We start from the raw sequence: 25,990 nt of genomic DNA, 5'->3' as shown, positions 1-25,990 counted from the left end.
CCGGGTCAGGGGCCGGGCGTTTCCTTAGCGTCGGGGGTCTCCTGCACGTCCTGCACGACCTCGTTGCGACGCAGGAACCACGGCTTGAACGGCGGGTCAAAGCGGGCAAACCTCGGCGGCCCCACCGCCGTCAGTCCGGCGAGGGTCAGCGCCGACTGCAGCCCGTCGTTGCGCCGCGCGAAGGCGGTTTCCGAGCCGCTGCCGGAGAAGCGCAGCGCCGCGGCCAGCGAGCCCGGGACGGCCCGGATCCTGACCTGGGGGTCGGTCGGGACCGGAGCAGTTTCGGCGCTCATGCCCGCGGGGAGTACAAAGGCGACCACAAAGTCAGCCGGCGCATCTTTCCCGGGCAACGGACCGCTTTGGAGCACCGGAGCGGTCATCGCCAGCTTCTGCGAGGGGCCGTTGCCCCGGCTCGCCTGGCCTCCGGTTCCCGGGCTTCCGGTCCCTTGGATCACCGGGGCGGTCATCGCCAGCTTCTGCGACGCGCTGTTGCTGCCGCTGATGTAGTTGAACAGGTGGCGGAAGGCCGCGTTTCCGGCGCGGTCGAAGCTCGCATTGACCCGGATCTCGGCGACGACGTGCGCCGGATAGCGGCGCAGCTCGAAGTGAGGGTAGCTGCGGACCAGCTCGAAGGGTTGTTGTTCGGTCATGGTCTTGCTGACCTTACGCCGCTCCTACGACGACGGCCAGTGTTTGAGTGTCAGAGGGCTTTGGTAGCTTGGCAGAAGAGAGATCGACGGCGTCGGGACCCGGCCGGGCGGTCAAAAAGAGTCAATCGGCCAGAGCCAAGCAAAGCGGGGGCGCAGTGTTTTTTCTTGAACCGGAAGTACCGGGTGCGGCACCGGATCTGGTCTACTCCGCGAGCGACCTTGTGGTGGCAGTGGGCTGCGAGTACCAGCTGCTTCGGAAACTCGACGAAAAGCTGGGCCGCGCCCCCAAGGCTGACTTCGGCCCCGACGAGATGCTCCAGCACGCGGCCGTGCTGGGTGACGTTCACGAGCGCAAGGTCCTGGACGGGTTCGTGGGCGAGTTCGGCACCTGGGACCCCGCCCGCGGGCGCGGCGTGTACGACGTCGTTCCCGCCACTGCCATGGACCGCGCCACCTTGGAGGCCAAGCACCACGAGTCCATCGAGGCGCTGCGGGCGGGCGCCGACGTCGTCTTCCAGGCCGCGTTCTTTGACGGCCAGTTCCACGGCCGTTCCGACTTCCTGGTGCGGCAGGCCGACGGCGGCTACGCCGTGTTCGACACGAAACTGGCCCGCCACGCCAAGGTGACCGCCCTGCTGCAGCTCGCCGCCTACGGCGACCAGTTGCTCAAGGCTGGCATACCGGTGGACCCGTCGGTGACGCTCGTTCTCGGCGCCACGGTGCAACTGGCCCACGGCGGCTACGACTACGTCCGCAGCCACCACAAACTCGCCGAGATCCTGCCGGTCTTCCGGGAACGCCGCGAACGTTTTCTCGCCCTGACGGCCGCGCACATCGCGCATGCCGAGGCTGTGCGCTGGGGGACGGAGGATGTCACCGCCTGCGGCCGGTGCGACTACTGCCAGGAACAGGTCAAGGCCACCGACGATCTGCTTCTGGTGGCGCGGATGAACTCGGTGCAGCGCAAGAACTTGCACGATCTGGGTATTCAGACCGTCACGGAGCTGGCGCAGGCGACGCTCGCCAAACCGACGCCCGCGCTCCTGCGGCTGCAGGAGCAGGCCCGAATGCAGAGCGGCGTTGGGCCGGCCGACGGGGAGGTCCATTACCGCAAGGACGGCGAAGAGCACACGCTGCGCTACGGCGTCCTGCCGCAAAACACCCTGGCTGAACTTCCGCCGCCCAGTCCGGGCGACATTTTCTTCGACTTCGAGGGCGATCCGCTGTGGCAGGACAGCGCCACCGGGATGTGGGGGCTGGAGTACCTTTTCGGGGTCATCGAGGCACCCACCGGGCCGGGCGTTCCGGGCGTGTTCCGGCCGTTCTGGGCGCACAGCCGGGCGGCGGAGAAGCAGGCGTTCCTCGACTTCCTGGACTACGTGGAGCAGCGCCGGCGGGACTACCCCGATATGCACGTCTACCACTACGCCCCTTATGAGAAGACGGCGCTCCGCAAGCTCTCCGTGCAGCATGTGGCCGGCGAAGACATTGTGGACGAGTGGCTCCGCGAGGGCCTGCTGGTTGACCTCTACCAGACGGTCCGGAACAGCATCCGCATCTCGGAAAACTCGTACAGCATCAAGAAGCTCGAGCCGCTCTACATGGGCACGAACCTCCGCACGGGCGATGTGAAGGACGCCGGCGCCTCCGTTGTTGCCTACGCGCACTACTGCGAGGCGCGCGACGCCGGCCGGACCGAGGACGCCGCGAGGATCCTCGCCGGCATCTCCGACTACAACGAATACGACTGCCTCTCGACGCTGGAGCTGCGGAACTGGCTGCTGCAGCGGGCCAAGGAACGCGGGATCGAGCCGGGCGGGGCGGGGACCGGGCCGGGCGGCGCCGGGTCCGGTCCGGCCGGGGGCGCCGGGTCCGGTCCGGCCGGGGGCGCCGGCTCCGGGCCGGCGGGCGCCGCGGATGACGTCGACTCTCCGGCCGCTGCTGCCGCGCTTGGCCAGGCCGAGCTGGCGTTGCTGGCCTTTGCCGAGCCCGGGAGCGGCCTGTCCGAGGAGGACCGCAAGGCCGTCGCCATGCTGGCGGCGGCTGTGAGCTACCACCGCCGGGAGCGCAAGTCCTTCTGGTGGGCGCATTTCGACCGGTGCGAGCAAGGTCCGGACACGCACGAGCGGGACCGGAACGTCTTCCTTGTTGATTCCGCCGAGATCCTCGACGACTGGCAGCAAGAAGGCCGGAAGCTTCCGGAGCGGCGGGTCCGGCTGACCGGCACTGTGAGCCCCGGCTCGGATTTGCGCGAAGGCAGCAAATGGTTCCGCATGTACGGGCTTCCGCTTCCCGCGGGGCTGGAGGGCACGGGCAAGAACGGTGCCGGCCGAAGCGGCTGGTTCGGCACGGAGGTCCTGGAACTCGGGCACGAGGACGGCAAGGACACCGTCATCATTCGGGACCGGCTGCACCGAAACGTATCGCCCCACAACGACGTGCCCATCGCGCTGACCGAGGACCAGCCGCTCGCCACCAAAAGCCTGGAGCAGGCGCTGGAGTCACTCGCCGACATGGTTGCCGAGGGCCTGCGGTCCGGTTCCATCCCCCGCCACCCTGCCCTTGACCTCGTCCGGCAGCTGCCGCCACGGCTGAGCGGCGGCGAGTCACTGCCGCAGCCGGGCGACGGTCCGGACCGTTTCATCGATGCGATCACGACGGCGGTCCTGGGACTCGACCACTCCTACGTGGCCGTGCAGGGTCCCCCGGGCACCGGCAAGACCCATGTGGGTTCCCACGTCATCGCCCGGCTCGTCTCCCGTGGCTGGAAGGTCGGCGTCGTCGGCCAGTCCCACGCCGTGGTGGAGAACCTACTGACGACCGCCGTCATCAAAGCGGGGGTCAGCCCCGCCGTGGTGGCGAAGGACGTGAAGCACGACAATCCCTTGCCGTGGCAGGCTCGTACCGCCAGGGACGTTGCGGCGCTGCTGAGCGCGCCCGGCGGTGCCCTGGTCGGCGGCACGGCGTGGACCATGACCGGCGCCACCGTCCCGGCCGGCTCACTGGATTTGCTGGTGATTGACGAAGCCGGTCAGTTCTCGCTGGCCAATACGCTCGCGGTCGCCCAGTCCAGCAGCCGGCTGCTCCTGCTCGGAGACCCGCAGCAGCTCCCGCAGGTCAGCCAAGGCAAGCATCCCGAGCCGGTCGACGAGTCGGCCTTGGGCTGGATCTCCGCGGGCCACGCCACCTTGCCGCCGGAGCTTGGCTACTTCCTGGCCGACTCTTGGCGGATGAACTCCGAGCTGTGCCTGGCGGTCTCCGAGCTGTCCTACGAGGGCCGGCTGCGGTCTGCGCCGTCCGCTGACCTTCGACGACTGGAGGGAGTTCCCGCCGGGATCGAGACGGTGTTGGTGCCGCACAGCGGCAACACGACGTCGTCCCCGGAGGAAGCCGCCGAAGTCGTTCGGCAGCTGCGGCGTCACCTAGGTCTGGCGTGGCACACCGCGGAGGGGTCGCGCCCCCTTGAAGCCTCGGACATCCTTGTGGTGGCTGCCTACAACGCCCAGGTGAACCTGATTCGCGAAGCCCTGGACCGGGCCGGGCTATCAGGCGTGCGGGTCGGAACCGTGGACAAGTTCCAGGGCCAGGAAGCTGCGGTGGTGATCGTGTCCATGGCGTGTTCGGCGGTGGCCGAGGCGCCCCGGGGCATGGAGTTCCTGCTCTCCCGGAACCGGATCAACGTGGCTGTGTCTCGCGGGCAGTGGCGCGCCGTGGTCGTCCGCGCCCCGGAGCTGACGAACTACCTGCCTACCCATCCAGAAGGCCTGGAACAGCTGGGCGGCTTCATCGGCCTCTGCCAGCGGTCCGTGTCCGTTGCCGCCTAGGGGACATGCCCATCCTTCGCACCTCCCACTGGACATGCCCGTCCTTCGCAGCTCCCACTGGACATGCCCATCCTTAAGCGCGAACAGTGGACAGAATGGGATTCTGTCCACTGTTCGAGGCGTGCACTGGGCATGTCCGGGGAGTGATTACGCCGGCGCCCCGCTCCTAGTTTTGGTAAGCCGGGTAATCGGTGTAACCCTCGGCGCCGTCGGTGTAGAAGGTGCCCGCGTCGGGCTCGTTGACGGGGAGGCCTTCGCGCCAGCGACGAACCAGATCCGGGTTGGCGATGGCCGGGCGTCCAACGACCACAGCATCAGCGTGGCCGTCCGAGACGAGCGACTTGGCTTCTTCGGGGGTCGTGATGACGCCGAAGCCGGTGTTCAGCAGGAAGGTTCCATCGAAGCGCGTGCGCAGTTCCTGAACCAGTTCGCTCGTGGGCTCCTTGTGAAGCACGCTGAGGTAGGCCAGCTTCAGCGGAGCAAGGGCGTCCACCAGGTAGCCGTAGGTCTCGCGGACGTCGGCGGCGTCCAGCTCGAGGGCGCCCTGCACGTTGTGCTCGGGCGAAATGCGGATGCCGACGCGGTCTGCGCCCACGGCGTCCACGACCGCCTGGGCCACTTCGATGACAAAGCGGGCGCGGTTTTCGGGTGAGCCGCCGTAGCTGTCGTCGCGCTGGTTTGCAGCCGGCGTCAGGAACTCGTGCAACAGGTACCCGTTGGCGGAGTGGAGTTCGACGCCGTCGAAGCCGGCTTCGATCGCGTTGCGGGAGGCCTGCACGAACTCCTCACGGATCGCGGGCAGCTCTTCGGTAGTGAGGGCACGGGGAACAGGGAACGCCTGCTTGCCCTCGTACGTGCGGGTCACGCCGTCGATGGCAATGGCGCTCGGGGCGACGACCTCGTGGCCCCCGGTGGTGTCCTCGTGCGTGACGCGGCCGGCGTGCATCACCTGGGCAAAGATCCTTCCGCCCTCGGCGTGTACGGCGGCGGTGACGTCGGCCCAGCCCTTCAGCTGTTCCTCAGTGACCAGGCCTGGCTGGCCCGGGAAGCCTCGCCCGGCAGGGCTGGGGTAGGTGCCTTCGCTGACAATCAGGCCGAGCGAGGCGCGCTGCCGATAGTGCTCAACAACCAGCGGTCCGGGGACGCCTTCCTTGCCCGAGCGGAGGCGGGTGAGTGGCGCCATCACGAGCCGGTTCGGTAGTTCCAGCTGGCCGAGGGTCATTTGGGAAAACAGCATGCGCAGTTCCTTTCGCGGTGGATTGTGTCCACTGGCGAAAGCAATCCAGCGCCTGCAACTATTCCGTTTGAGACTCGAATCACGCCTGAGTTACCGCGAGGTGGGTGGTGCGCCGGGGCAACCCTGGCCTTCCGGATTTTGGAGACAGTCGTCGGCATAGTTTCGGGTGATGGACCGCCAGACGCTGACGGTCTGCGGCGGGGAGCTGAACTGTCCTTGGCCCGGGATCGGCAGCGGCGGGCCGCCGTTGACGGTGTAGGTTCCTTGAAAATACGTGGTCAGCGCCACGGAGAAGTCCCCGGTCTGGACGTAGATGTGGCTGGTGGCCGTCTTTTCGCCCCAACGGTCCTGCGGCAGTGGTCCGCCGGCCGAGTTCTGTGGGCCTAACGAAGTACCGTCACCGTAGTTCCAGGTGTACTGGACGGGCTTGGCGTCGACATGGACAGCCTGGGCCAGAATCTTGATGTCGAACTGCTGCTCTGCTGCCTCAGCAAAGAAGTTCGTCTCGGCGCCCCGAAGCGTGTGCGGACTGGGTTGCGCGGTTACTCGGCCTGCGGCGATCGGAAGTTTCTGGAATTCGGTTTGGATCATGGCTGCGATGCGCTCGAGAATGTCCACCGGTCGTTCGTCATAGACGCAAGTAGGACCATCGAAGAAGCCCCAAACGGGCGGATCAAAATCCCGAAGCGATCGATACCAATTCACGCTCCGACCATTCTTACCGTCACTGCACTCAATATCTGCTGCGGAGCAGTTAGAACCATCTAATTTGGGGTCCTCGCGGCAAAGGAGTTTGTATTGATAGACGTAGGGATCATCAGCCGCGCCAATCGGTGTCTGTGTCCAAGCTCCCGAAGTAGGGTCTTTGTGCCATGACCGTAACGTGGCACCACTATCATCCCAGTCCCCCTTGACCGGAGAATCAGCCGTGCCTCCAATCGCTGGCGGAGAGAAAGTGAAGATAAGAGTGAGAATCGCGAGTACATTTACGATCCTCAGCCGGGACGCCCTCACGGAGTCTTGACCAGATGTTCGACGGTTATCGCCTTCCAGGCGCCTCCGCCGTAAGACGCCAGCATTATGTCGCCAATCGCCGGACTCGGTTGAGTAGTCTCGTCCAGGCTTTTGTCAGCCCGGTAATACGAAAGTGGCTCCTGATGCACTTGAATCACAACCTGATACTGCGACACCCCAATTGGAACAAAGGTCGACTGTGACTCTTCGACGACCATTTTGCCTCCGGCCAGCCAGCGACCATCAGAATGCCATCCCTGGACAACTTTCTTGACCTTCGCACAAGAAGCGCAGGTGGGTGCCGAAACCGATTCGAGAGGACCCACGTTCCCCGTCTCGTACGCGTATGTAAGCGTTGAATACCAGTACCTCGCGAACGCTTCCAACCCCTCCTTCGTCTTCGCTTTCGCAGCCTCCGGCAGCACCGGAACCGGGACGTTCTGAGCCCTCCCCTTGGCGTCGGCCGGCTTATAACTGGCAGTGGTGGCGGGCGTCGGGGTGGCGCTGGGAGTCGGGGACGCGGACGTGCTGGTCGACGCATCGCTCGGTGCCGCACTGGGCGGCACCTGGCCGCCGGTGCAGGCCGTTCCCATCAGGGCAATACCGGTGAGCAGGGCTACTACGGCGGTGAGCCTGCGGCTGGAGATTGGAGTGCGAGATGTCATGTTCAGCTAATCCCCCGATAGAAATCAAGACGCCTGAATCCAAACAATGCCTAAGGGTAACTGACACCACACTCTCGCCGTAAGGGTTATCCACAGGCACTCCACCCCACTTCTGAAGCACGCGCCCCTAGGGAAGCAGGCGCCCCAGAAGCCTCACCCCAAGCCTCATCGCACGCCCCAAACGTGCCCTCACAGCCCCGCCCACGCCCCAAATTGCTAACGCAAACAGGGCGTTGCGAAACTTCCTGCAACGCCCTGCCGTGCGGCCGGATTTCAGTCCCGGCTCAGGTTCCTACTTCTTTTTGTCGGCCCCGAGGCCCGAGCCGCTGCAGCTGGCCATGGCGCCCTGGCCGGTTCCGGAGTTCTTCGAGATCGACTTGCCGTCAAACAGAATTTCGCAGCCAACCTTTGCCGTGGCGTTCGAAAAATCCCCGGTGACAACCAAGGAGAGCAGATCCGAATTCTTTACGGTCTGCTCCTTCTTCCAGCTACTGCTGACGTCAACGTTGGACGTCCCGCCGCTGGTCCAGTAGTTGACCGAGGCCTTGCCGTTCGTAGTCACCACATACTGGACCTTGTGCTCCGAGTTAAGCGCCTGGTCGGCCGAGGAGACAGCAGCGGACACCACGGCCATCCAGATAGCCGCGATCACAATGCTCAGAATGCCAAGAACGATGCCCGCAATCGCGGCACCCTTCTTGGCGAACTTGCGGGTGGCACCGATGATCCCGAACAGGACGGCCAGCGGACCCAGGACAAAGGCGACGACGCCCATCACCGGGATGAACGAAAAGACTGCAGCCACAATGCCGAGCACCAGCGCGGTGATGCCCCAGCCGTTGCCCCGCGGAGCAACAGGAGCGCCGCCCAGAGACGGAACGGTGGACGTGGGCGCATCCGCGGGTGCGGTGCCGTGTGAATTGAAAGTACTCATGATTCCCCATACTCATGGCCAGGCGGTGCCTGGCGGTGCGAAGTGCCCGGGCCCAGGCGCCCCATGGCGCGGAGGGGCATCTCTTCCAGCGGAAAATACCCTGATGGGCCGCCGCCGGGGGTGATGCAATCCGAACAAGATGAACGTTAGGGAGGGGGTCGGACAATTTAGCGACGGCAACCTCACGACCAACTAAGCAATCAATTCCGATTGCCTCTGGCGTTTTTCTACACGGGACAGAACAATAAGCCCATGATGTTCGAACACGCAGACAACAGCCCCATCTTGAAGCTGTCCGAGGATGAGACCTGGAAACTCATCGAGGGAACAAAACACGGCAGGCTCGTCGTCACCGTGGCCGGCGAACCGGACATTTTCCCGGTGAATTACGCCGTCAATGACCGCAAGCTCTACCTGCGCACGGCGCCCGGCAACAAGCTGGCCGAGCTGACCATCAACTCCAAGGTGCTGTTCGAAACTGACGGCATCCTCTCCGAAGAAGCATGGTCGGTGGTCGTTCGCGGCACAGCACGCATCCTGGAGCAGTCGGCGGACATCGCCGTGGCCGAGTCGCTGAACCTCAAACCGTGGGTGCCGACGCTGAAAGACTTCTACGTCGAAATCGAACCAACGTCGGTTAGCGGCCGGCACTTCCAGTTCGGCGAACACCCCGAACGGGAGATCTAGGCCAAATCCGCGGCAGACAGCCGCCGCCTAGACTTAAACCATGGCGGACAGTCTGACCCCGGAGCGGCGCAGCTGGAACATGTCCCGCATCCGGGGGAAGAACACCAAGCCCGAACTGCTGGTCCGCCGGATGCTGCACGCCAAAGGCTACCGTTACCGCTTGCACGGGACCGCCCGCGGCGGCAGGCTCCCCGGAAACCCCGACCTGGTGTTCGCCAGCCGCCATAAAGTCATCTTCGTCAACGGTTGCTTCTGGCATTTCCATGACTGCAGGGTGGGCCAGCATGCACCCAAATCAAACTCGGAGTTCTGGGAAACCAAACGCACCCGCACCCGGGACCGCGACGCCGAACAGCGCCGCCTGCTCGAAAGTTCGGGCTGGGACGTGCTCACCGTCTGGGAGTGCGAACTCCAGGACCTCTCGGCCCTCGAGCAGCAACTGGACAGTTTCCTTGGCGGCTGAGACTGCGCTAGCCCTGGTGGCGTGCAATCAGCCACTCGGCCATCTCCCGTGCCCGGCCGGCGGCAGCCCGGTCTCCCCCGGCCGCAGCTACGATCGAGCCCTTCATCAGGATGTACCAGGACCGGGCGAAGCCGTCCGGATCATCCAGCCCCGCCTCTTCGGCGAGCTGTTGCACATGGCCCCGGATCTTGTCGAGGTAATCGATGCTTGCCCGGCCCAGTGGATGCGATGGACCCATCTCCAGCAGGATGTTCACGAAGGAGCAGGCCTCAAAGTCGTCCCGCGCGAACCAATCGGCGAACACATCGAAGATGGCCAGCAGCTGCTCCACCGGGGTGCGCCCCCGGCGTCGGGCCTCGGAAATGATCGTGGCAACAGTCCACTGCCGGTCGCGGCGCTCCAGGAAAGCCAGCACCAGCTCGTCCTTGGAGCCGAAGTGCCGGTAGAAGCTGGCTTTCGCCACCCCGGAGCGGCCGATAAGTTCATTGATGCCCACATCCCGCACGCCGCGACGCGAAAATAATTCGTACGCAACATCCAGAATGCGCTCACGGACCCCGGTAATCTCAGCACCACCGGCGTTGATCTCACCGCCGGACGCAGGAACGCCACCGCCGCCCGCGCCATGGGGCGGTGGGGACGAAGCCTGGGAATTGGTTGAAACAGACATCAAAAATATCTTACCGCTACACGAGACAGACTGGTCTCCCTGAGCTAAGATCGAAACTCGGGGACTAGGACTCTATTGGGCAGTACGTGGGGATACTACTAACTCCGCAGGAGAGCACCATGCCACACTTGTTGTTGTCTACCGAGACCCGCACGCGGCACGCCGCCCGGAGCCCCGAAACACATGAGGATCTGGAGCCACTGCGCCGTCAGGTTTCCGCCATCATCGAGGCGATTCTTGCAGAGACCAAGCCGGACGAGGCCTTGGTCCGGGAACAGCTCCGCTGGCACGTCGCCAACAATCCCGGGGAACCGGAAAAAGCGCTCCTGAACCACCTGCTGTCAGTCTCCACGACCCTGCAGGACGACACCGCTTAGATGTGTATCCCGTCAGCGGCTGATGGTCGCCTGGCGGACCACTTCGCCCCACGACTGCTGGGCCAGGTCAGCCACTGACGCCAGGATTTCCGACGGCGGAAGGGACAGATCCAGCGGAAATTCCACCACATCGATATCCGTGTTGAGGATCCGCCGCAGCTTGATCTCCCCCGCGCCGGCGTAGACCAGCCACGCCGTCGGCACCCGCAGCGAGGTGCAGTACGCGAGCATCCGGTAGTGGTCAGCGGACAGCGAGGCACCGACGTCGGACGCTGCTTTGTACTTCGCGTCGTACACCATCACGGGACGGCCGCCGAGCAGATGCACCGCGCCCGGTTGCACCATGATCCGGTCGGAGTCCCGCACCGCCTCATTTAGCATCGAGTTGTAGCGCAGCCGCATCTCCCCCGGGTACGCGGCCATGGCCTCGCGCAGCGCGATGCCGACAAAGTCCTCGAAGACCTTGGACATGTCCACCACAAACGCCGCCGAATGCTGCTTGCCGTCTCCGGCCTCGGCCGAGGCGTTGCGCAGGATGACCTCGGCGAGCCGCAGGGCCGCGTGGTAGCGGGTGTTCATCCGGCTGGCCCGCCACCGCGGCAGCGGGCCGGACTGTAGGCGCGTCACGGCGTCGAGCTTTCCCTTCAACCGCCGCAGCCTGCTCAGCACGTCGGCCCGCACCCCCGGCACCTGCGACATCCGTTCGAGGGCCGCGCGCAGGATGCGGTTTTCCGGGATGTCCTCGGTGAACTCGTCGTAGGAGACCTCAAGCGGCACCAGCATGCCTGGGCGGCGCGAGATCTGGTCCGACATCCTGATCCGGCCCTTGACGGTGCGGAGCGACTCGTCGACGTTCAGGTAGCCCTGCAGCACCCCGCGGCTGAGGGCCCGGTCGGCGAGCTGGGCCAGCGACTCGGCGAGGGCGCTCCAAAGATCGGTGTCCTCGACCGCGGCCACGGCGTCATCCCGGAAGCCCTGGTTCTCCGTGTAGCCGAGCAGGAACAGCAGCCGGCCGAGGCCCAGCCGCTCCTTGGGCCGCACTTCCAGCTGCACTGAGGGGGTGCGCACGGAGCCCACCTTGCCGACAGGTTCGATCCGGAACAAGCCCATGCCCAGCGGCGACGCCTTGGCCAGTCCGCTGCCATTGAGGTAAGCGGCGCTGCCGGCATCGATCCGTTCCACCACTCCCCCGGACAGCTCGTCCAGGACGATGTGGCGGACGGAGCTGGCCGGGGCGAGGCTAGACGCGCGCAAGGCGGCTCAACAGTTGCTCCAGACCGAACCGTTCCTCCAGCTGCGCCCGGTTGAGCTGGCCGTGATAGTGCTCCTCCAGCAGCGGCATCAGCTCGTACTTCCAGATCCGGCGCAGCCCGGTGGGGGTCTGGGCGGCCTTCTTCATGAAGTAGGACGGCCCGATCATCAGGTCCCGGTCCCACTCGTCGATGGCGTTGTTCAGTTCGTCGAGCAGCAGCGCCGGCGTCGTGTCCAGGTCGCGGGCCTGCAGGAAGCGCAGCAGCGAGCCCCTCACCGGTTCGGTGTTGGGATGCAGTTCGATGAAGGAGAACCGGCGGCGGATGGCTGCGTCCATCATCGCGATGGAGCGGTCCGCGGTGTTCATGGTGCCAATGATGTACAGGTTGTCCGGCAGCGAGAACGGCTCCGTGGGGCTGTACTGCAGGTAGATCCGGTCGTCGCGGTACTCCAGCAGGAAGTACAGCTCGCCGAAGACCTTCGCCAGGTTGGCCCGATTCATCTCATCGATGATCAGGAAGTACGGTTTGCTCTCGTTGCCGGGTTTGGCGGCCTCCTCGGCCAGCCGGCGGAGCGGTCCGGCCACCAGCTTGAAGGACACCTGGCCCTCGTCGGTCTTGTCCGGCCGGTAGCCCTCGAAGAAGTCCTCGTAGGCGTAGGAGGGGTGGAACTGGACGAGTTTGACCCGCTCATCGCTGGTGTCCCCGGCCAGTTCGGCGGCGAGGTGCTTGGCCAGGTAGGTCTTGCCGGTGCCGGGCGGGCCGTAGAGCACCAGTTGGCGGTTTTCCTCCAGCAGTTCGGCGATTTCCTGCAGCGGTTCGAGGTCCATGTGCAGGGAAGCGGCGAATTCCGCCGTCAGCGGCCGGAATCCCTCGCAGGGCTCGACGACGGCGTCCAGCTCGGCGCCGTCGTCGGCCTCTGCCTCGGCTTCGGCCGGGAGCAGGGTCTCGAGCGCCTGGATCACCCGGGTGACGTCCACGATGAGCCCCGAGCTGGCCAGCTGCCGCTGCACGTGGCGGGGCAGTTCGGCCGTCGAGTGGACCTCGTCGAACCAGCGGACCTTGCGGCGCAGCCGGCGGTTGTCATCATGGTGTTCGGGTTCGCCCAGCACCACGCCCACGCGGACAGTCCCGGAGTTCTGGTACAGCGTGAGGTCGCCCGGTTTCATCACGGTCAGGAAGGCGAACACGGCGGTCTTGGTGTCCTCGCGCTCCACGTAGCTGAGGTGCTTGTAGTCCTCGTCCACGGCGTGCTGGACCAGGCCCGCGGTCACACCCGGGTCCAACAGGCGGAGATGTTCGACGTCGAGCGTCACCGCCTCCTCCTCCTGCCAGGCGGCGAGCACCTCGGCGTTGTCGTGGTGGCTGCGCAGCAGCCAGGCGCGGCGGCCGGGGTCGCCCACCTTCCGCCACTGGCTGACCAATTGCCGCGAGTACCAGTCGATCCGCTGCCCGGCCTGCTCGTCGAGGTGCAGCCGGATCCGGTGGATGTCCGCGGAGACTTCCTCGTCGGTGTCGCCCTTGGCGCCGCCAACCAGGGAGGCGAAGGCATCCCTGATCTCCTGGCGTTCGACGTCGGCCACGACGGGCTCGAAGTAGGCCGGCCAGACCAGGAATTCGATGCTGCGGCGGATGGCGGGCTGGTCTTCCGGGGTGCCAATGGTGAGTTCGTGGAAGGCCAGCGGGTCCTTGATTGCGGCCTGGACGACGCCGGCCGGTCGCTGGGCGACATGCCGGACGAAGCGGCAGAGCCACTTGAGGTGGTCCCAGATGGTCCAGTTGAACTCAGCGGTGCGGTCCCGGATCACGCCGTGGTCCGTCATGCCCGCGTAGAGTTCGTCGGGGAGCTCCAGCGGCGGCTCCAGCCAGGACGCGGCCTCTGCCACGCGGGCCCGCTTGACCTTCAGCGACTTCACCTCGTGCGCCAGCGGCAGCGACTGCAGGAACAATAGCTCCACGGCCAGCTGCTTAGCCCCGCGGGTGGCGCCTTCAAGGTTTTCGCGGAGGTTGGTCATCATCGGCGCCTTGGGGTCCGGGATGCCCCGCTCCAGCCGCTCCAGCAACTCCGAGGCCGCCGCAACCGACCACGTCCGGGTCCTGCCGTCCAGCGGCGACGCCTTGCCGAGCAGCCCCGGGCCAAGCACAAACCACGCCGCGTCTTCGATCTCTTTGGAGATGCCGAGGGCGCGGTGCATGGCGGGCTTTTTGTTGGGGGTCATGCCTTCAATTTACAGGCTTAAGCTGAACGCCCGCATCACGCCGTCGATCCTAGCTACCGGTGAGTAGCTTCGTTCCGTGCTTCCCACAGCGCCCGCAGAGGGGCGGTCGGGGCCTTACTTGACGGCCGGGCGGCGCTTAACGCCGAAGGTGAAATAGCTGCCCGGGCCGACGAAGTTGATGAGGGTGGCTGCCCGCCAGAGCGCTTTGCTGCCGCGGATCTCCTCCGCCGGGCGGCGCGAGATGTCGCGCTGGGCGGCAATAAGGAGGGAGAGCTGGACGACGGCCGCCGTGATGGTGCCGAACTTAGCCATCGGCGAGAGTTCTTTCCAGGTCTTCTTCCGCGCCTTCATCTTGCTTCGCTTGGCCATGATCCGTGCTCCTAAGGTTTTCATCCTGCCGGCTTCCCGCGGGCCTGTTCAGTCTAGGACCGATCCCGGCCGCGAGGTAGGGGCTAGTGGGTCTGGCGGGCAGCCGCGAAAGGCGCGAGCTTTGCCTTCTGCTCCGGGGTCAGCCGCAGCACCCGCCCGGTGGCCTCGTCCACGAACGCGAGGTGGCTGCTCGCCTTGACGCAGTCTTCGCCGGTGACGGGGTCCTGGACCAGGTAGTGGATGTCGAAGCTGGCACCTTTGACCGCGCCGACCCACAGCTGCACCACGGCCGGGACGTTGCGGTATTCGAGCGTCCGGACGTAGCGGATCTTATGCTCCACGACCAGCGCCAGCGTGCCCTCCGGGACGTCGTTGAAGAGCGACACCTGGGGTTCAATGCCGGGCAGGCCCGCTCCGCGCGGCGGCCCGAAGGCGGCGATGCGGGCCTCTTCCAGGATCCGGACGATCTGCACATTGTTGATGTGGCCGTAGGCGTCCATATCGCCCCAGCGCATCGGCACCTGCACCTCGAGGCGCTGGGGTTCGATGGTCCCGGCCCCGGTCCCGGCGCTCAGCTGTGCACCGCCGTCGGCTCTTCCACGAGGGAAGTCTCGGCGTCCTCACCGGCGAACTGGGACATGTACAGGCGGTAGTAAGCACCCCGCAGTTCCAGGAGTTCCGCGTGCCGGCCCTGTTCGACGATCCGTCCGGCCTCCATCACCAGGATGGTGTCCGCGTCCCGAATGGTGGAGAGGCGGTGGGCGATCACGAAGCTGGTCCGCTCGGTGCGGAGCGCGGCCATGGCCTTCTGGACCAGGACCTCGGTGCGGGTGTCCACCGAGCTGGTGGCCTCGTCCAGGATCAGCAGCGAGGGGTTGGCCACGAAGGCGCGCGCAATGGTGATCAGCTGCTTCTCCCCGGCGCTGACGTTGTTGCCTTCCTCGTCGATGACGGTGTTGTAGCCCTCCGGCAGCGCCCGGACGAAGCGGTCCACGAAGGTGGCCTTCGACGCCGCCATGATCTGGTCCTCGGTGGCGTCCAGCTTGCCGTAGCGGATGTTCTCGTAAATCGTGCCGCCGAATAGCCACGCGTCCTGCAGGACCATGCCCACCTTGGAACGCAGCTCGGCGCGGCTGAGCCGGGTGACGTCGACGCCGTCGAGCGTGATGGCCCCGGCGTTGAGCTCATAGAAGCGCATCACGAGGTTCACCAGGGTGGTCTTGCCCGCCCCGGTCGGGCCAACGATGGCCACGGTGTGCCCAGGCTCGGCGGTGAAGGACAGGTCCTCGATCAGCGGCTTGTCCGGCGTGTAGCTGAAGGTGACGTGCTTGAACTCGACGTGCCCGTCGGTTTTGGCCGGGAGGTGCTCGACGGCGGTCTCGGCGTCCTGTTCGTCGGCGTCGAGGAACTCGAAGACCCGCTCGGCGGAGGCCACGCCGGACTGCAGCATGTTGGCCATGCCGGCCATCTGCCCCAGCGGCTGGGTGAACTCACGCGAGTACTGGATGAACGCCGTGGCGTCGCCCAGGCTCATCCCGCCCGAGGCCACCCGCAGCCCGCCGACGACGGCGATCCCCACGTAGCTGAGGTACGAGACGAACTGCATGACCGGCATGATCATGCCGGAGACGAACTGGGCGCCGAAGCTGGCCTTGTAGAGCTCCTCGTTCCGTTCGTCGAAGCGGGCCAGCATGTCGGCGTCGCGGCCAAAGACGCGGACCAGGTCGTGGCCGGAGAACGACTCCTCGATCTGGCCGTTGAGCTCGCCGGTGTTCTTCCACTGCGCGGCGAAGAGCTTCTGGCTGCGGGCGCCGATGATGCCGGCGGCAACCCCCGAGAGCGGGAGGGCGATGAGCGCGATCAGGGCCAGCTGCCAGGACACGATGAACATCATGATCACGATGCCGATCACGGTCAGGGCGGAGTTCACCAGCTGCGCGAACGCCTGCTGCAGGGCCTGCTGGATGTTGTCGACGTCGTTCGTGACGCGGGAAAGCGTGTCGCCGCGCTGGCGGGTGTCGAAGTAGTTCAGCGGGAGTTTGTTCAGCTTCTTCTCAGTGTCGTCGCGCAGCCTGCGGACCACGCGCATGACGAGCACGTTCAGGACGTACCCTTGCAGCCACAGGAAAATGTTCGCGACGAAGTACATCACCAGGACCACGCTGATCAGGAAGGCGAGCTTCTGGAAGTCGATGCCCACCCCGGGTACGACGTCCATCCGGGCCAGCATGTCCGCGAAGTTGTCCTGGCCCTGGGAGCGCAGTCCGGCGATGAACTGGTCCTTGGTGGCGCCGGCCGGCAGCTGCTTGCCGACCACTCCCCCGAAGATCACGTCCATCGCCTGGCCGAGGATGCGCGGGGCAATCACGTTGAGGACGACGGCGACTGTCACCATCGCGAGGACGGCGGCGATGCCGGCCCGCTCGGGTTTCAGCAGGCCCATCAGCCGCTTCGCCGAGGGCCAGAAGTGCTGGGCCTTCTTCGCCGGCACGGCGCCGAACATGCCGCCGTCGGCTTCACCGGGAGTGAATTCCTCCTCGTAGAAGTCCTCCTCGGCGGCCTCGGCGGGGGCCTCGACGGGCGCTTCGTAGGGAGCGTTGCCGGCGGCGTCGTGGCTGAGCTTTTCGTTGGTGCTCATGCGATGGCCTCCGCGGTCAGCTGGGATTCGACGATTTCCTGGTAGGTGCTGGAGCTGGCGAGGAGCTCCTCGTGGGTTCCGCGGTCCACGATCCGGCCGTTGTCCAGTACGAGGATCTGGTCCGCGTCGGCGATGGTGGAGACGCGCTGGCCCACGATGATGACGGTGGCGTCCGCGGTCTTGGCCTTGAGCGCCTTGCGCAGCCGGGCGTCGGTGGCGACATCCAGGGCGGAGAAGGAGTCGTCGAACAGGAAGACCTTGGGTTCGGTGACGAGTGCGCGGGCGATGCAGAGCCGCTGGCGCTGGCCGCCGGAGACGTTGGTGCCGCCCTGGGAAATCCGGGCGCCGAGTCCGTTCTTCTTTTCACGGACGAAGTCGGCGGCCTGGGCCACCGTGAGGGCGTCCCAGAGTTCCTCGTCGGTCGCTTCGGACTTGCCGAAGCGCAGATTGTGCTCGATGCTGCCGGAGAACAGGTAGGGCCGTTGGGGCACCATCGCGACGCGCCCGGTGATTTCGGCGCGGTCCAGTTCGGTGACCGGGACGCCGTCGAGCAGCACCTCGCCGGAGGCGGCGTCGAAGAGCCGCGGCAGCAGCGCCAGCAGGGTCGTCTTGCCGGCGCCGGTGGACCCGATGATCGCGACGGTCTGGCCGGGCTCGGCGGTGAAGCTGATGTCGCTGAGCACCGGCGCCTCCGCGCCGGGGTAGGCGAAGGAGACGTTCCGGAACTCCACCCGGCCGGCTTTGGCGGCGGGCGCCACGGGGGCGAGCGGCTCGTGAATGGAGGGTTCGACGTCGAGCACCTCGCCGATCCGGTCCGCGCAGACGGAGGCGCGCGGGATCATCATCGCCATGAACGTGCCCATCATGACGGCCATCAGGATCTGCAGGAGGTACTGCAGGAACGCCGTTAGCGACCCCACCTGCATCTCCCCGGCGTCGACCCGCTGGCCGCCGAACCAGAGCACGGCGGCGGTGGAAACGTGCAGGATCATCCCGATCGCCGGGAACATCAGCACGAACAAGGCACCGATCTTGAGCGAGACGTCGGTGAGTTCCTTATTGGCGGCGCCAAAGCGCTGCGCTTCGTGCGGCTCGCGGACGAACGCACGGACCACGCGGATGCCGATGATCTGCTCGCGCAGGATGCCGTTGAGCCGGTCGATCTTGGCCTGCATGGAACGGAACAGCGGCATCAGGCGGACCACGAGGTAGCCGACCACGACCACCAGCAGCGGGACGGAGACCCAGACCAGCCAGGACAGGTTCAGGTCCTCGCGGAGGGCCATGACGATGCCGCCGATGCACATGATGGGCGTGGCCACCATGAAGTTCAGCCCCATCAGCATGAGCATCTGGACCTGCTGGACGTCGTTGGTGCCGCGGGTGATCAGCGTCGGGGCGCCGAAGACGTTGACGTCCCTGGCGGAGAAGCTGCTGACCTTGCGGAAGACGCCCCGGCGCAGGTCCCGGCCGAACGCCATCGCGGCCTTGGAACCGAAGTACACACCGGCGATCGCGGTGACCACCTGGACCAGGGCGACACCGAGCATGAGAGCGCCGGTGCGCCAGATGTAGTCCGTGTCGCCGCGGGAGACTCCCTCGTCGATGATTTGGGCGTTGAGGCTGGGCAGGTACAGCGCCGCGATGGTGGAGGCCAACTGGAAGATGATGACGGCCGCAATGTACGGCAGATACGGCTTGGAATAGCGCCGTATGAGGGTGACAAGCATGCCCACGGGTCCTTAAAAATGGTTCATGAAGCGCAGAAGAGGAAGAACAGCAGACGAACAAGGAAAGTATTAGCAGCCGGGACCGACAGCCTTGGCTGTCCCACTCTACGAAATCCCGTGCCGGGGTGAAACCTCCAGCTGCGGATGTCAGCCAATCGTTGTACTTAACCGCTGTCTCGGCCACCGTCAGGGGCGCCGAGGTGTCCAAAAACGGCCCCGCGGCTCCCCCGGAAGGGAGACGCGGGACCGCTTTCGTTGGGTCGTTTACTCGCCGCGGTGCCGGCCCTGCGTGGCGATGTAGTCGGCCGCAGCGCGCTGGAGCTTGCGTTCCTTGGCGAGCTGGCGCCGCAGGGTGGTGAGCTGCTCCGCCACCCGGGCCTGTTCGGCCGCGATCGCGCGCTGTTCCGCCGCCTGCTCGTGGACGGCACGCAGGGCATCCGCCAGCTGCACCTGCTGCTCGGCCAGCAACCGCTGGGTCTGGAGCAGCAGTGGCACGACGTCGACGTCGTCGGCGCGCGCCTCCGCCACCATGGTCCGGGCCCGGAGCCGGGCGCTTTCACGCTCGGCCCTGGCTTCGCCGTCGCTGTTCTGGCGGTTGTCCGCACCCAGCCTCGCGGAGTCGGGGAAACGGGACCCGGTGGCGCGCTGCCGGCTCAGGACCTCGATGAACTCGCGGTCCAGGTCGACGATGCCGGTCGCGGTGGCGTCGTGCCCCGCCGTGGGAGCGGTGGCGGGCCCCGCTGCGGGGGCGGAAGCGGCGGCGGCGTGGGCAGCTGCCCCGGCGTCGACGTCGGCACCGGAACCGGTGACCGCGCCGGAGGCCGAGGCTTCCGACCGGATGTCGACGGTGCGGCGCAGCGGCTTTTCCTTGATGAACAGGATGGCCACCAGCGCCACAAGACCGATGATGGCGGAGATCAGGAAGACCTCTGCGATCGCGTCACCATAGGCGGCCCGCATGATGTCGCGGATCGGCGCGGGCATGTCCTTGAGGTCCATGCTGGCCCCCGCGGATCCTGCCGGGACTTTGATTCCGGCGGCAGCGAGGCCTTCCACGGCAAGATCCTTGACCCGGTTGCCCAGCACGGCGCCGAGGACCGAGACGCCGATGGCGCCGCCGACGGACCGGAAGAAGGCAACCGAGGCGCTGGCCGTGCCGATGTCCTTGGCCTGGACCGTGTTCTGGACGGCGAGGACGAGGTTCTGCATCAGCAAGCCCAGCCCGATGCCGAGGATGGCCGTGTAGATCCCGGTCAGCCAGAGCTCCGTGGTGTGGTCCATGCTGCCGGCCAGGCCGAGGCCGCCGATCAGCGCGACGGCGCCCGCGATCAGGTAACGCTTCCACTTGCCGGTCCGGCTGATCAGCTGGCCGGAGAGCACGGAACCGATCAGGTTGCCCGCGATCATGGGCAGCGTGAGCAGGCCGGCTTCGGTGGGGGTGGCACCGCGGGCCACCTGGAAGTACTGGCCCAGGAACGTCGAGGAGCCGAACATGCCCACGCCGACGGCCACGGAGGCGAGGATCGCGAGGGCGGTGGTGCGCTCCGAGATGATCTTGAGCGGGATGATGGGCTGGGCCACCTTGGATTCCACCAGCACCAGCAGGCCGAGGAGCACGATGCCGCCGCCCACCATGGCGACCGTCTGCCAGGACCACCAGTCGTAGTAGTCGGGGTTGCCGGCGAAGGAAACCCAGATCAGCAGCAGGCTGACGCCGGAGGTCAGCAGGATGGAGCCGAGCCAGTCGATCTTGGCCGGGCGCTTGACGTGCTGGATCTTCAGCGTGACCTGCAGCAGGATCAAGGCGACGACGGCGAGCGGGACGCAGACGAAGAAGGTCCAGCGCCAGCCGAGCGGGCTGTCCACGATAAAGCCGCCGAGCAGCGGGCCACCGGCGGTGCCGACGGCCATGACGCCGCCCATGTAACCGGAGTACTTGCCGCGGTCGCGCGGCGGGATCATCGAGCCGATGATAGCCTGCGCCAGGGCGGTGAGGCCGCCCATCGCGATGCCCTGGATGACGCGGGCGGTCAGCAGCAGCGGGATGGTCTCGGACAGGCCCGCCATGACGGAGCCGGCCACGAAGATCACGATGCTGAGCTGGACGAGGACTTTCTTGTTGAAGAGGTCCGCCAGCTTGCCCCAGATCGGGGTGGTGGCCGCGTTGGCCAGCAGTGCGGCCGTGATGACCCAGGCGAAGTCCGTCTGGGTGCCCTTGAGCTCGGACATGATGGTGGGTAGCGCGTTGGCAACGATGGTGCTGCTCAGGATGGCAGTGAAGAACGCCGCCAGCAGGCCGGTCAGCGCTTCCATGATCTGCCGGTGGCTCATGGCCGCCTGCGGTTCGTGGTGTTGCGGTGCGGGGGCCGCTTGCGCGGTGGGGGCCGGGGACGGCCCGGCGGCGGCGGCAGCGTGGCTGGCCATAGATTTACTCCTCAACAAAGTTGGTCGTGTCGGTGGATCCGGCCGTCTTTGCCCGGGCTGAACTCCTGAGGGATTCAGCTAGTTTCTTCAGGGTGCGCGAGGTCTCTTCGACGTCGTCCTCGCTCCAGTCCTGCAGGAAGCCCTGCAGGGTCGCGGCGCGCTGCGCCTCGATGGAGCGCAGCTTCTCGGTGCCGGCCGGCGAGAGCGCGATGAGCTGCGCCCGGCCGTCCTCGGGATCCGGCCGGCGCACCACGTAGCCCTGCTCGAGCAGTTCGGCGAGGTGCCGGCTGAGCACGGGGGCGCTGACGCCGAGCCGCTCCGCGAGCTGCGTGGCACGGGTTTCGCCCTCCCCCACAAAGCGCAGCACGCCCTGCAGCGCGACGCCGGTATCGTCGCCGCGGAGGTTCGCTGCGGCGACGCACCGGACGGCGCGCTGGAGATCGAAGATTTGATGGACCAGCTTGGCTGCGGTGGTCGATGCAACTGACATGTTTGGAAGCCCCTTACTTACTTGCCCGAAGCAACAATACTATAAATTGATTGCTTTGGGAAACTAAGAAGCGTCGCCGGGGAGCGCGAGAGTACACTTCGGGCCCCGGATCCGTGAGGATTCGGGGCCCGAAGTGTACGTTCGCGCTATTGGTGGGCGGGGGTTAGACGTCCAGGTGCGTGGGGGCGAACATCTTGAGCAGGGTTTCGACGACGACGACGTTCGGCCCGTCCGCCGCGAAGCCCGCCTTCAGCGCGTCCCCGACGTCCTCGGGGGCCACCCGGACCGCCGGGACGCCGAAGGCCTCGGCCAGTTTCACGAAGTCGGGGCGGGCGAGTTCGGTGGCTGTGGCCTTGCCGAAGGCACCTACCATGTACTCGCGCAGGATGCCGTAGCCGCCGTCGTCGACGATCAGCCAGGTGACCGGGACGTTGTGCTGCTTGGCGGTGGCCAGCTCGGAGATCGAGTACATCGCCGAGCCGTCGCCGGACACCGCGAGCACCCGGGCCGAACCGCCCGGTTTCCCGGTGGTTTCCAGGCCCACGGCGCCGCCGATTGCCGCCGGGAAGCCGAAGCCCAGGCCGCCGGCGCCCTGGGCGGAATGGAACTGGCCCTCGCGGGCGTCCCAGCAGCTCCAGGCCCAGTAGGCGGAGATCGTCATATCCCAGAACGTCTGCATCTGCGCGGGGACGGCGTCGCGGATGTCGGCCATGAACTTCAGTTCCTTGGCGAGGTCCTGGGATTCCAGCCGGGCCTTGACCTTGGCCAGGGTCTCCTTGACCAGGGCCTCGGCCGGGCGGCCGCGCCAGTCGGGGCGGGCGTCGGCCGGCGCGGCCTGCAGGGCCTCGTCGAGGGCTGCGAGCGCCTGGCCGGCGTCGGCCCGGATGCCCAGGCCCGGACGGTTGGACTCGAGTACCCGCGGCTCGGCGTCGATCTGGATGATCCGGCCCCGGGGTTCGAAGGTGAAGTAATTCGACGTGACCTCGCCGAGCGAGGAGCCGATGACGATCAGCACGTCGGCGTCCTCGAGCAGCTCCGTCATGTACTGGTCCTCGATCCAGGACTGAAGCGACAGTTCATGGTTCCAGGGGAACGCGCCGTTGCCGCCGGGAGTGCAGATCACCGGCGCGTGCAGCTTCTCGGCGATGGACAGCAGCGACTTCTCCGCGTGGCCACGGCGGGTGCCGCCGCCGGCGATGATGGCCGGACGCTTCGCCTCCGCAAGCCACTTCACGGCTTCACGAACCAGCTCCACGCGTGGCGGGTTGTCCGCGGCTTCGGCGAGCGCATCCTCCACCGGGGGCACCATGATCGGGTCCAGCAGGACATTCTGCGGGATTTCGATCCACACCGGGCCCTGCGGCGAGGAGATGGCCTCGGTCCAGGCGTCCTGGATGGCCGAGGGGATGCCGGAGGCGTGCTGGATCAGCCGCTGGCTCTTGGTGACGTTGGCGGCCGAGGCTTTCTGGTCATCAAGCTGGTGCAGCATGCCCTTGCGCCGCGCGCCGAGGCCTTCGAGCGGAATCTGGCTCGCCACGACCACCATGGGCACCCCGGTGGCGTAGGCCTCCTGCAGACCGGCCAGGGAGGTCAGCGCCCCGGGGCCGGTGGAGAGGAACAGGACGCCGACTTCGCCGGTGGCCCGGGAGTAACCGTCGGCGGCGAAGGCCGAGTTGTTCTCCACGCGCGAGGAGACGAAGTGCAAGTTTCCGCGGCCCATCGCGTCGAAGAGGCCGAGGGCGTGCTGGCCGGGGATGCCGAAGACGGTCTTGGCACCGAGCGCCTCGAGGGTTTCGACGACGAGGTCGCCGCCATTACGCACGCCGGTCACTGGGAGGCTCCGGTTTCGACCGGCTGGGCTGCCGGAGCGGCGAAACCGGCCGGTCGGCGGGACTCGCGGCCGAGGGCCTGTGCGGCGTAGCCGTTGGGCGCGCCGGTCCGGTCACCGTCGACGGCGCTGTCCGCCATCAGGGTGACGAGTTCGTAAGCGACATGGCTGGCGGCGACGCCGGTGATCTCGGCGTGGTCGTACGCCGGGGCGACCTCGACGACGTCGGCCCCCACCAGGTTCATGCCGCGGAAGCCGCGGATGATTTCCAGCAGTTCGCGGCTGGTGATGCCGCCAGCTTCCGGGGTTCCGGTGCCGGGCGCGTGGGCGGGGTCGAGGACGTCGATGTCGACAGAGATGTAGAGCGGGCGGTTGCCGATCCGGTCGCGGACCTTGGCGACGGTTTCCAGCACGCCCTGGTAGTAGACGTCGGCGGAGGCGACAATGCCGAAGCCGAAGCGGTGGTCGTCGTCGAGGTCTTTCTTGCCGTAGAGCGGGCCGCGGGTGCCGATGTGGCTGATCGCCTCGGTGTCCAGGATGCCTTCCTCGACGGCTCGGCGGAAGGGGGTGCCGTGGGTGTATTCGGCGCCGAAGTAGGTGTCCCAGGTGTCCAGGTGCGCGTCGAAGTGCAGCATGGCGACGGGCTGTCCGGCGCGTTCGGCGGCGGCGCGCAGCAGGGGCAGCGCGATGGTGTGGTCTCCGCCCAGCGTCAGCAGCTTGCCGCCGGCAGCCGTCAGGTCCAGCGCGTTCTGCTGGATGGTTTCGATGGCCTCGTTGATGTTGAACGGGTTGACGGCCATGTCCCCGGCGTCGGCGACCTGGATGTTCTCGAAGGGGCTGACGTCCCAGGCCGGGTTGTAAGGCCGCAGCAGCCGGCTGGCTTCACGGACGTGGTTGGCGCCGAAGCGCGCACCGGGGCGGTAGGAGACTCCGGAGTCGAAGGGCACGCCAACCACCGTGACGTCAGCCTTGGCCACCTGGTCCAGCCGCGGCAGGCGGGCAAAAGTGGCGGCGCCGGCGTAGCGCGGGATGCGGGAGGAATCGATGGGGCCAAGGTTGCCATTGGCCTCGATGCGCAGCTCTTCCAAGGGAGGAGTCTCCTTCGAGGGTTGTCCGACGGGTGTGACTGCCATCATACACTCGGAGTTGTCTGCTGCGCATCAGTTGTTTACCTGATCCGGCTGCCCCCGCGCCCCGGGCGCGGCCGAGCAGCCCTGCCGCCCGGCTTTCCGCGCCGGCCGTGCGCTCCTCCCCAATTACTCGCTGCCGCCGGCCCCGCCGCCCCGCCCGGAGCCGCGCGGATCCGCGGATTCCAGCTGCCCCGGCACGCTGGCCGGGTAAGTGACTGGGCGGGAACGCACACAGCCGGCGGCGCGGAGCCCTCGAAGTTGTCCAGATAGCAGGGTTGCCCGGTTTCGGCGGGGGCAGCGGCAGCCTGCACTGGGCCTATGGATCCCCAGGCCTACCTGGCCCAGCTGGGCGGCATCGCCCGGACCGGCCAGTTTTTGTCCGCCGGCTACAGCCGACGGGATGTTGCCCGGCTGGCCCGGGTCGCCCGCCAGCCACGGCGCGGCGTCTTTGCCCTGCCGGACTGCAGGCCCGAGTTCCTGGCCGCACTGCACCACAACGCCCGGGTCAGCTGTGCCAGCGCCGCCGGCCACTACGGCCTGTGGCTGCGGGATCCGCCCGCCCGGCACCATCTGGCCTGCAACCACGGACACGGCCGCGGCTTCGTCCGGCACCGGACGGTGCGATTCGAGGGGCCCGCAGAACTCCCCGTGGCCGCCGTCGAAGACGTGGTGCTCCATGCCCTGGGCTGCCTCACTCCCCCGGCGCCCACCGCCATCGCGACGTCGGCGATGCGGCTGCTTGGCGTCCCGCTGGAACTGCTGAAAGCCGAACTCACAGCCGACCGGTCCGGGACAGCCCGGCGGGCACTGCGGCAGCTGAACCTTCGAGCTGAGTCCATCGTTGAAGTGGACGCCCAGCATCTCTTCAGGACCAACGGCATCGGCTACGACGCCCAGGTCCATCTGCCCGGCATCGGAAGGGTCGACTTCCTGCTCGAAGGGTTTCTGATCGTCGAGGTGGACGGCTTCGCGTTCCATTCGAGCCGCACGGCGCTTCGCCGGGACCTGCAGCGAAACAATGCCGCGACCCTTAGAGGTTTCGCGTCGCTCCACTACATGCCCGAGGACATCTGGTTCAGGCCGGAGCACGTCCTGGCCGAGATCCGGGCGGTCCTGGCCGAGGGACCGCGGCACATCCGTTAGAGCCAAGGTCAGGCAGACCCCACAAGACCAACCCGCTGAAACCACCCGCAGCCCAATCCAACCCGATGAACTCACACTTGCGCCGACGGGCCGAGGAGCGTCGGGCAGGCCTCGGGCCAGGGGCTGCCGGACGCTCCCGCCCAGTTACTTGGCCGGCCGCGTCAGGACTTCCGCGGAAATCCGGGGTCGCTGGATCGGCCGCCGCTGCGATGCGGGTGGTAACTGGGAGGGACGGCCCGGGGTGAGGG

21 protein-coding genes are annotated in these 25,990 nt (G+C 66.8%); 5 read left to right on the top strand and 16 right to left on the bottom strand.

Annotated elements, in window-relative coordinates:
• Positions 1 to 5: 5 nt before the first annotated feature.
• A complete protein-coding gene (locus tag HNO80_RS06900; RefSeq protein WP_175322095.1) occupies positions 6 to 650 on the bottom strand; it encodes an SOUL family heme-binding protein in 645 nt (214 codons plus the stop codon).
• A gap of 155 nt (positions 651 to 805) precedes the next feature.
• Here HNO80_RS06900 and HNO80_RS06895 point away from each other — a divergent pair, with 155 nt between their 5' ends.
• Positions 806 to 4,474: a TM0106 family RecB-like putative nuclease gene (locus tag HNO80_RS06895; RefSeq protein ID WP_175322094.1), complete on the top strand. Its 3,669-nt coding sequence runs from the start codon at positions 806 to 808 to the stop codon at positions 4,472 to 4,474.
• A 166-nt stretch (positions 4,475 to 4,640) separates the two neighbouring features.
• On the opposite strand, the gene HNO80_RS06890 is transcribed toward HNO80_RS06895, so the two are convergent.
• The 4 genes from HNO80_RS06890 to HNO80_RS06875 all read right to left on the bottom strand — a co-directional run bounded on the left by HNO80_RS06890 (position 4,641) and on the right by HNO80_RS06875 (position 8,324).
• Entirely contained in the window at positions 4,641 to 5,711 is a 1,071-nt protein-coding gene (locus HNO80_RS06890; protein WP_175322093.1) for an alkene reductase, read from the bottom strand.
• A gap of 90 nt (positions 5,712 to 5,801) precedes the next feature.
• On the bottom strand, positions 5,802 to 6,329 hold the full coding sequence (locus HNO80_RS06885) for a PKD domain-containing protein (protein ID WP_349627258.1): 528 nt from the start codon (positions 6,327 to 6,329) through the stop codon (positions 5,802 to 5,804).
• 392 nt (positions 6,330 to 6,721) lie between these two features.
• Positions 6,722 to 7,318, bottom strand: coding sequence for a DUF6318 family protein (locus HNO80_RS17930; protein ID WP_249777209.1), 597 nt, complete (start codon positions 7,316 to 7,318; stop codon positions 6,722 to 6,724).
• A gap of 364 nt (positions 7,319 to 7,682) precedes the next feature.
• A complete protein-coding gene (locus HNO80_RS06875; RefSeq protein ID WP_175322091.1) occupies positions 7,683 to 8,324 on the bottom strand; it encodes a DUF4190 domain-containing protein in 642 nt (213 codons plus the stop codon).
• Between the two features lie 252 nt (positions 8,325 to 8,576).
• Between HNO80_RS06875 and HNO80_RS06870 the strand changes: the two genes are divergently transcribed.
• On the top strand, positions 8,577 to 9,011 hold the full coding sequence (locus HNO80_RS06870) for a pyridoxamine 5'-phosphate oxidase family protein (RefSeq protein WP_175322090.1): 435 nt from the start codon (positions 8,577 to 8,579) through the stop codon (positions 9,009 to 9,011).
• A gap of 40 nt (positions 9,012 to 9,051) precedes the next feature.
• Positions 9,052 to 9,474, top strand: coding sequence for a very short patch repair endonuclease (locus tag HNO80_RS06865; protein WP_175322089.1), 423 nt, complete (start codon positions 9,052 to 9,054; stop codon positions 9,472 to 9,474).
• 7 nt (positions 9,475 to 9,481) lie between these two features.
• On the opposite strand, the gene HNO80_RS06860 is transcribed toward HNO80_RS06865, so the two are convergent.
• Positions 9,482 to 10,144 (bottom strand): TetR/AcrR family transcriptional regulator, encoded by a 663-nt coding sequence (locus HNO80_RS06860; protein WP_175322088.1) that lies wholly within the window; start codon positions 10,142 to 10,144, stop codon positions 9,482 to 9,484.
• A gap of 119 nt (positions 10,145 to 10,263) precedes the next feature.
• On the opposite strand from HNO80_RS06860, the gene HNO80_RS06855 reads away from it, so the two are divergent.
• Positions 10,264 to 10,521, top strand: coding sequence for a hypothetical protein (locus HNO80_RS06855; RefSeq protein ID WP_175322087.1), 258 nt, complete (start codon positions 10,264 to 10,266; stop codon positions 10,519 to 10,521).
• Between the two features lie 12 nt (positions 10,522 to 10,533).
• Here the strand turns inward: HNO80_RS06855 and HNO80_RS06850 are convergent, their stop codons facing one another.
• From HNO80_RS06850 to speB, 10 genes are all read right to left on the bottom strand, one after another.
• A complete protein-coding gene (locus HNO80_RS06850; protein WP_249777196.1) occupies positions 10,534 to 11,775 on the bottom strand; it encodes a 5-methylcytosine restriction system specificity protein McrC in 1,242 nt (413 codons plus the stop codon).
• Positions 11,762 to 13,990 carry an McrB family protein gene (locus HNO80_RS06845; RefSeq protein ID WP_175322086.1) on the bottom strand — a complete coding sequence of 743 codons (2,229 nt, stop codon included), beginning with the start codon at positions 13,988 to 13,990 and terminating at the stop codon, positions 11,762 to 11,764. Before HNO80_RS06845 ends, HNO80_RS06850 begins: the two co-directional genes overlap by 14 nt.
• Positions 13,991 to 14,104: 114 nt before the next feature.
• A complete protein-coding gene (locus tag HNO80_RS06840) occupies positions 14,105 to 14,359 on the bottom strand; it encodes a hypothetical protein (RefSeq protein WP_175322085.1) in 255 nt (84 codons plus the stop codon).
• A gap of 83 nt (positions 14,360 to 14,442) precedes the next feature.
• Positions 14,443 to 14,874, bottom strand: coding sequence for an acyl-CoA thioesterase (locus HNO80_RS06835; RefSeq protein WP_175322084.1), 432 nt, complete (start codon positions 14,872 to 14,874; stop codon positions 14,443 to 14,445).
• 56 nt (positions 14,875 to 14,930) lie between these two features.
• Positions 14,931 to 16,997, bottom strand: coding sequence for an ABC transporter ATP-binding protein (locus tag HNO80_RS06830; RefSeq protein ID WP_283810457.1), 2,067 nt, complete (start codon positions 16,995 to 16,997; stop codon positions 14,931 to 14,933).
• Positions 16,994 to 18,727 (bottom strand): ABC transporter ATP-binding protein, encoded by a 1,734-nt coding sequence (locus HNO80_RS06825; protein WP_175322083.1) that lies wholly within the window; start codon positions 18,725 to 18,727, stop codon positions 16,994 to 16,996. The genes HNO80_RS06830 and HNO80_RS06825 overlap by 4 nt, the downstream gene beginning before the upstream one ends.
• A 264-nt stretch (positions 18,728 to 18,991) precedes the next feature.
• A complete protein-coding gene (locus tag HNO80_RS06820; protein ID WP_249777207.1) occupies positions 18,992 to 21,058 on the bottom strand; it encodes an MDR family MFS transporter in 2,067 nt (688 codons plus the stop codon).
• Between the two features lie 97 nt (positions 21,059 to 21,155).
• Complete coding sequence (locus HNO80_RS06815) at positions 21,156 to 21,641, bottom strand: MarR family winged helix-turn-helix transcriptional regulator (protein ID WP_175322081.1); 486 nt, start codon at positions 21,639 to 21,641, stop codon at positions 21,156 to 21,158.
• Positions 21,642 to 21,804: 163 nt separating this feature from the next.
• Entirely contained in the window at positions 21,805 to 23,472 is a 1,668-nt protein-coding gene (locus HNO80_RS06810; RefSeq protein WP_175322080.1) for a thiamine pyrophosphate-binding protein, read from the bottom strand.
• The gene (gene speB, locus HNO80_RS06805) at positions 23,469 to 24,557 is read right to left on the bottom strand and encodes an agmatinase (protein ID WP_175322079.1); all 1,089 of its coding nucleotides are present in this window, start codon (positions 24,555 to 24,557) and stop codon (positions 23,469 to 23,471) included. The genes HNO80_RS06810 and speB overlap by 4 nt, the downstream gene beginning before the upstream one ends.
• A gap of 360 nt (positions 24,558 to 24,917) precedes the next feature.
• Here speB and HNO80_RS06800 point away from each other — a divergent pair, with 360 nt between their 5' ends.
• On the top strand, positions 24,918 to 25,742 hold the full coding sequence (locus tag HNO80_RS06800; protein ID WP_175322078.1) for a DUF559 domain-containing protein: 825 nt from the start codon (positions 24,918 to 24,920) through the stop codon (positions 25,740 to 25,742).
• Positions 25,743 to 25,990: the final 248 nt, after the last annotated feature.

Source organism: Arthrobacter sp. C9C5, assembly GCF_013359735.1.
Classification (GTDB): domain Bacteria; phylum Actinomycetota; class Actinomycetes; order Actinomycetales; family Micrococcaceae; genus Arthrobacter.
The sequence above is the reverse complement of the archived record's forward strand: the minus strand, read 5'-3'. Positions and strand labels throughout refer to the sequence as shown.

What these genes read in the sequence shown, in the direction of transcription:
- HNO80_RS06900 (WP_175322095.1), bottom strand. Translation starts at nt 650, where the DNA reads ATGACCGAACAACAACCCTTCGAGCTGGTCCGCAGCTACCCTCACTTC.
- HNO80_RS06890 (WP_175322093.1), bottom strand. Translation starts at nt 5,711, where the DNA reads ATGCTGTTTTCCCAAATGACCCTCGGCCAGCTGGAACTACCGAACCGG.
- HNO80_RS17930 (WP_249777209.1), bottom strand. Translation starts at nt 7,318, where the DNA reads ATGGGAACGGCCTGCACCGGCGGCCAGGTGCCGCCCAGTGCGGCACCG.
- HNO80_RS06875 (WP_175322091.1), bottom strand. Translation starts at nt 8,324, where the DNA reads ATGAGTACTTTCAATTCACACGGCACCGCACCCGCGGATGCGCCCACG.
- HNO80_RS06870 (WP_175322090.1), top strand. Translation starts at nt 8,577, where the DNA reads ATGATGTTCGAACACGCAGACAACAGCCCCATCTTGAAGCTGTCCGAG.
- HNO80_RS06865 (WP_175322089.1), top strand. Translation starts at nt 9,052, where the DNA reads ATGGCGGACAGTCTGACCCCGGAGCGGCGCAGCTGGAACATGTCCCGC.
- HNO80_RS06860 (WP_175322088.1), bottom strand. Translation starts at nt 10,144, where the DNA reads ATGTCTGTTTCAACCAATTCCCAGGCTTCGTCCCCACCGCCCCATGGC.
- HNO80_RS06855 (WP_175322087.1), top strand. Translation starts at nt 10,264, where the DNA reads ATGCCACACTTGTTGTTGTCTACCGAGACCCGCACGCGGCACGCCGCC.
- HNO80_RS06845 (WP_175322086.1), bottom strand. Translation starts at nt 13,990, where the DNA reads ATGACCCCCAACAAAAAGCCCGCCATGCACCGCGCCCTCGGCATCTCC.
- HNO80_RS06840 (WP_175322085.1), bottom strand. Translation starts at nt 14,359, where the DNA reads ATGGCCAAGCGAAGCAAGATGAAGGCGCGGAAGAAGACCTGGAAAGAA.
- HNO80_RS06835 (WP_175322084.1), bottom strand. Translation starts at nt 14,874, where the DNA reads ATGCGCTGGGGCGATATGGACGCCTACGGCCACATCAACAATGTGCAG.
- HNO80_RS06830 (WP_283810457.1), bottom strand. Translation starts at nt 16,997, where the DNA reads ATGAGCACCAACGAAAAGCTCAGCCACGACGCCGCCGGCAACGCTCCC.
- HNO80_RS06825 (WP_175322083.1), bottom strand. Translation starts at nt 18,727, where the DNA reads ATGCTTGTCACCCTCATACGGCGCTATTCCAAGCCGTATCTGCCGTAC.
- HNO80_RS06820 (WP_249777207.1), bottom strand. Translation starts at nt 21,058, where the DNA reads ATGAGCCACCGGCAGATCATGGAAGCGCTGACCGGCCTGCTGGCGGCG.
- HNO80_RS06815 (WP_175322081.1), bottom strand. Translation starts at nt 21,641, where the DNA reads ATGTCAGTTGCATCGACCACCGCAGCCAAGCTGGTCCATCAAATCTTC.
- HNO80_RS06800 (WP_175322078.1), top strand. Translation starts at nt 24,918, where the DNA reads ATGGATCCCCAGGCCTACCTGGCCCAGCTGGGCGGCATCGCCCGGACC.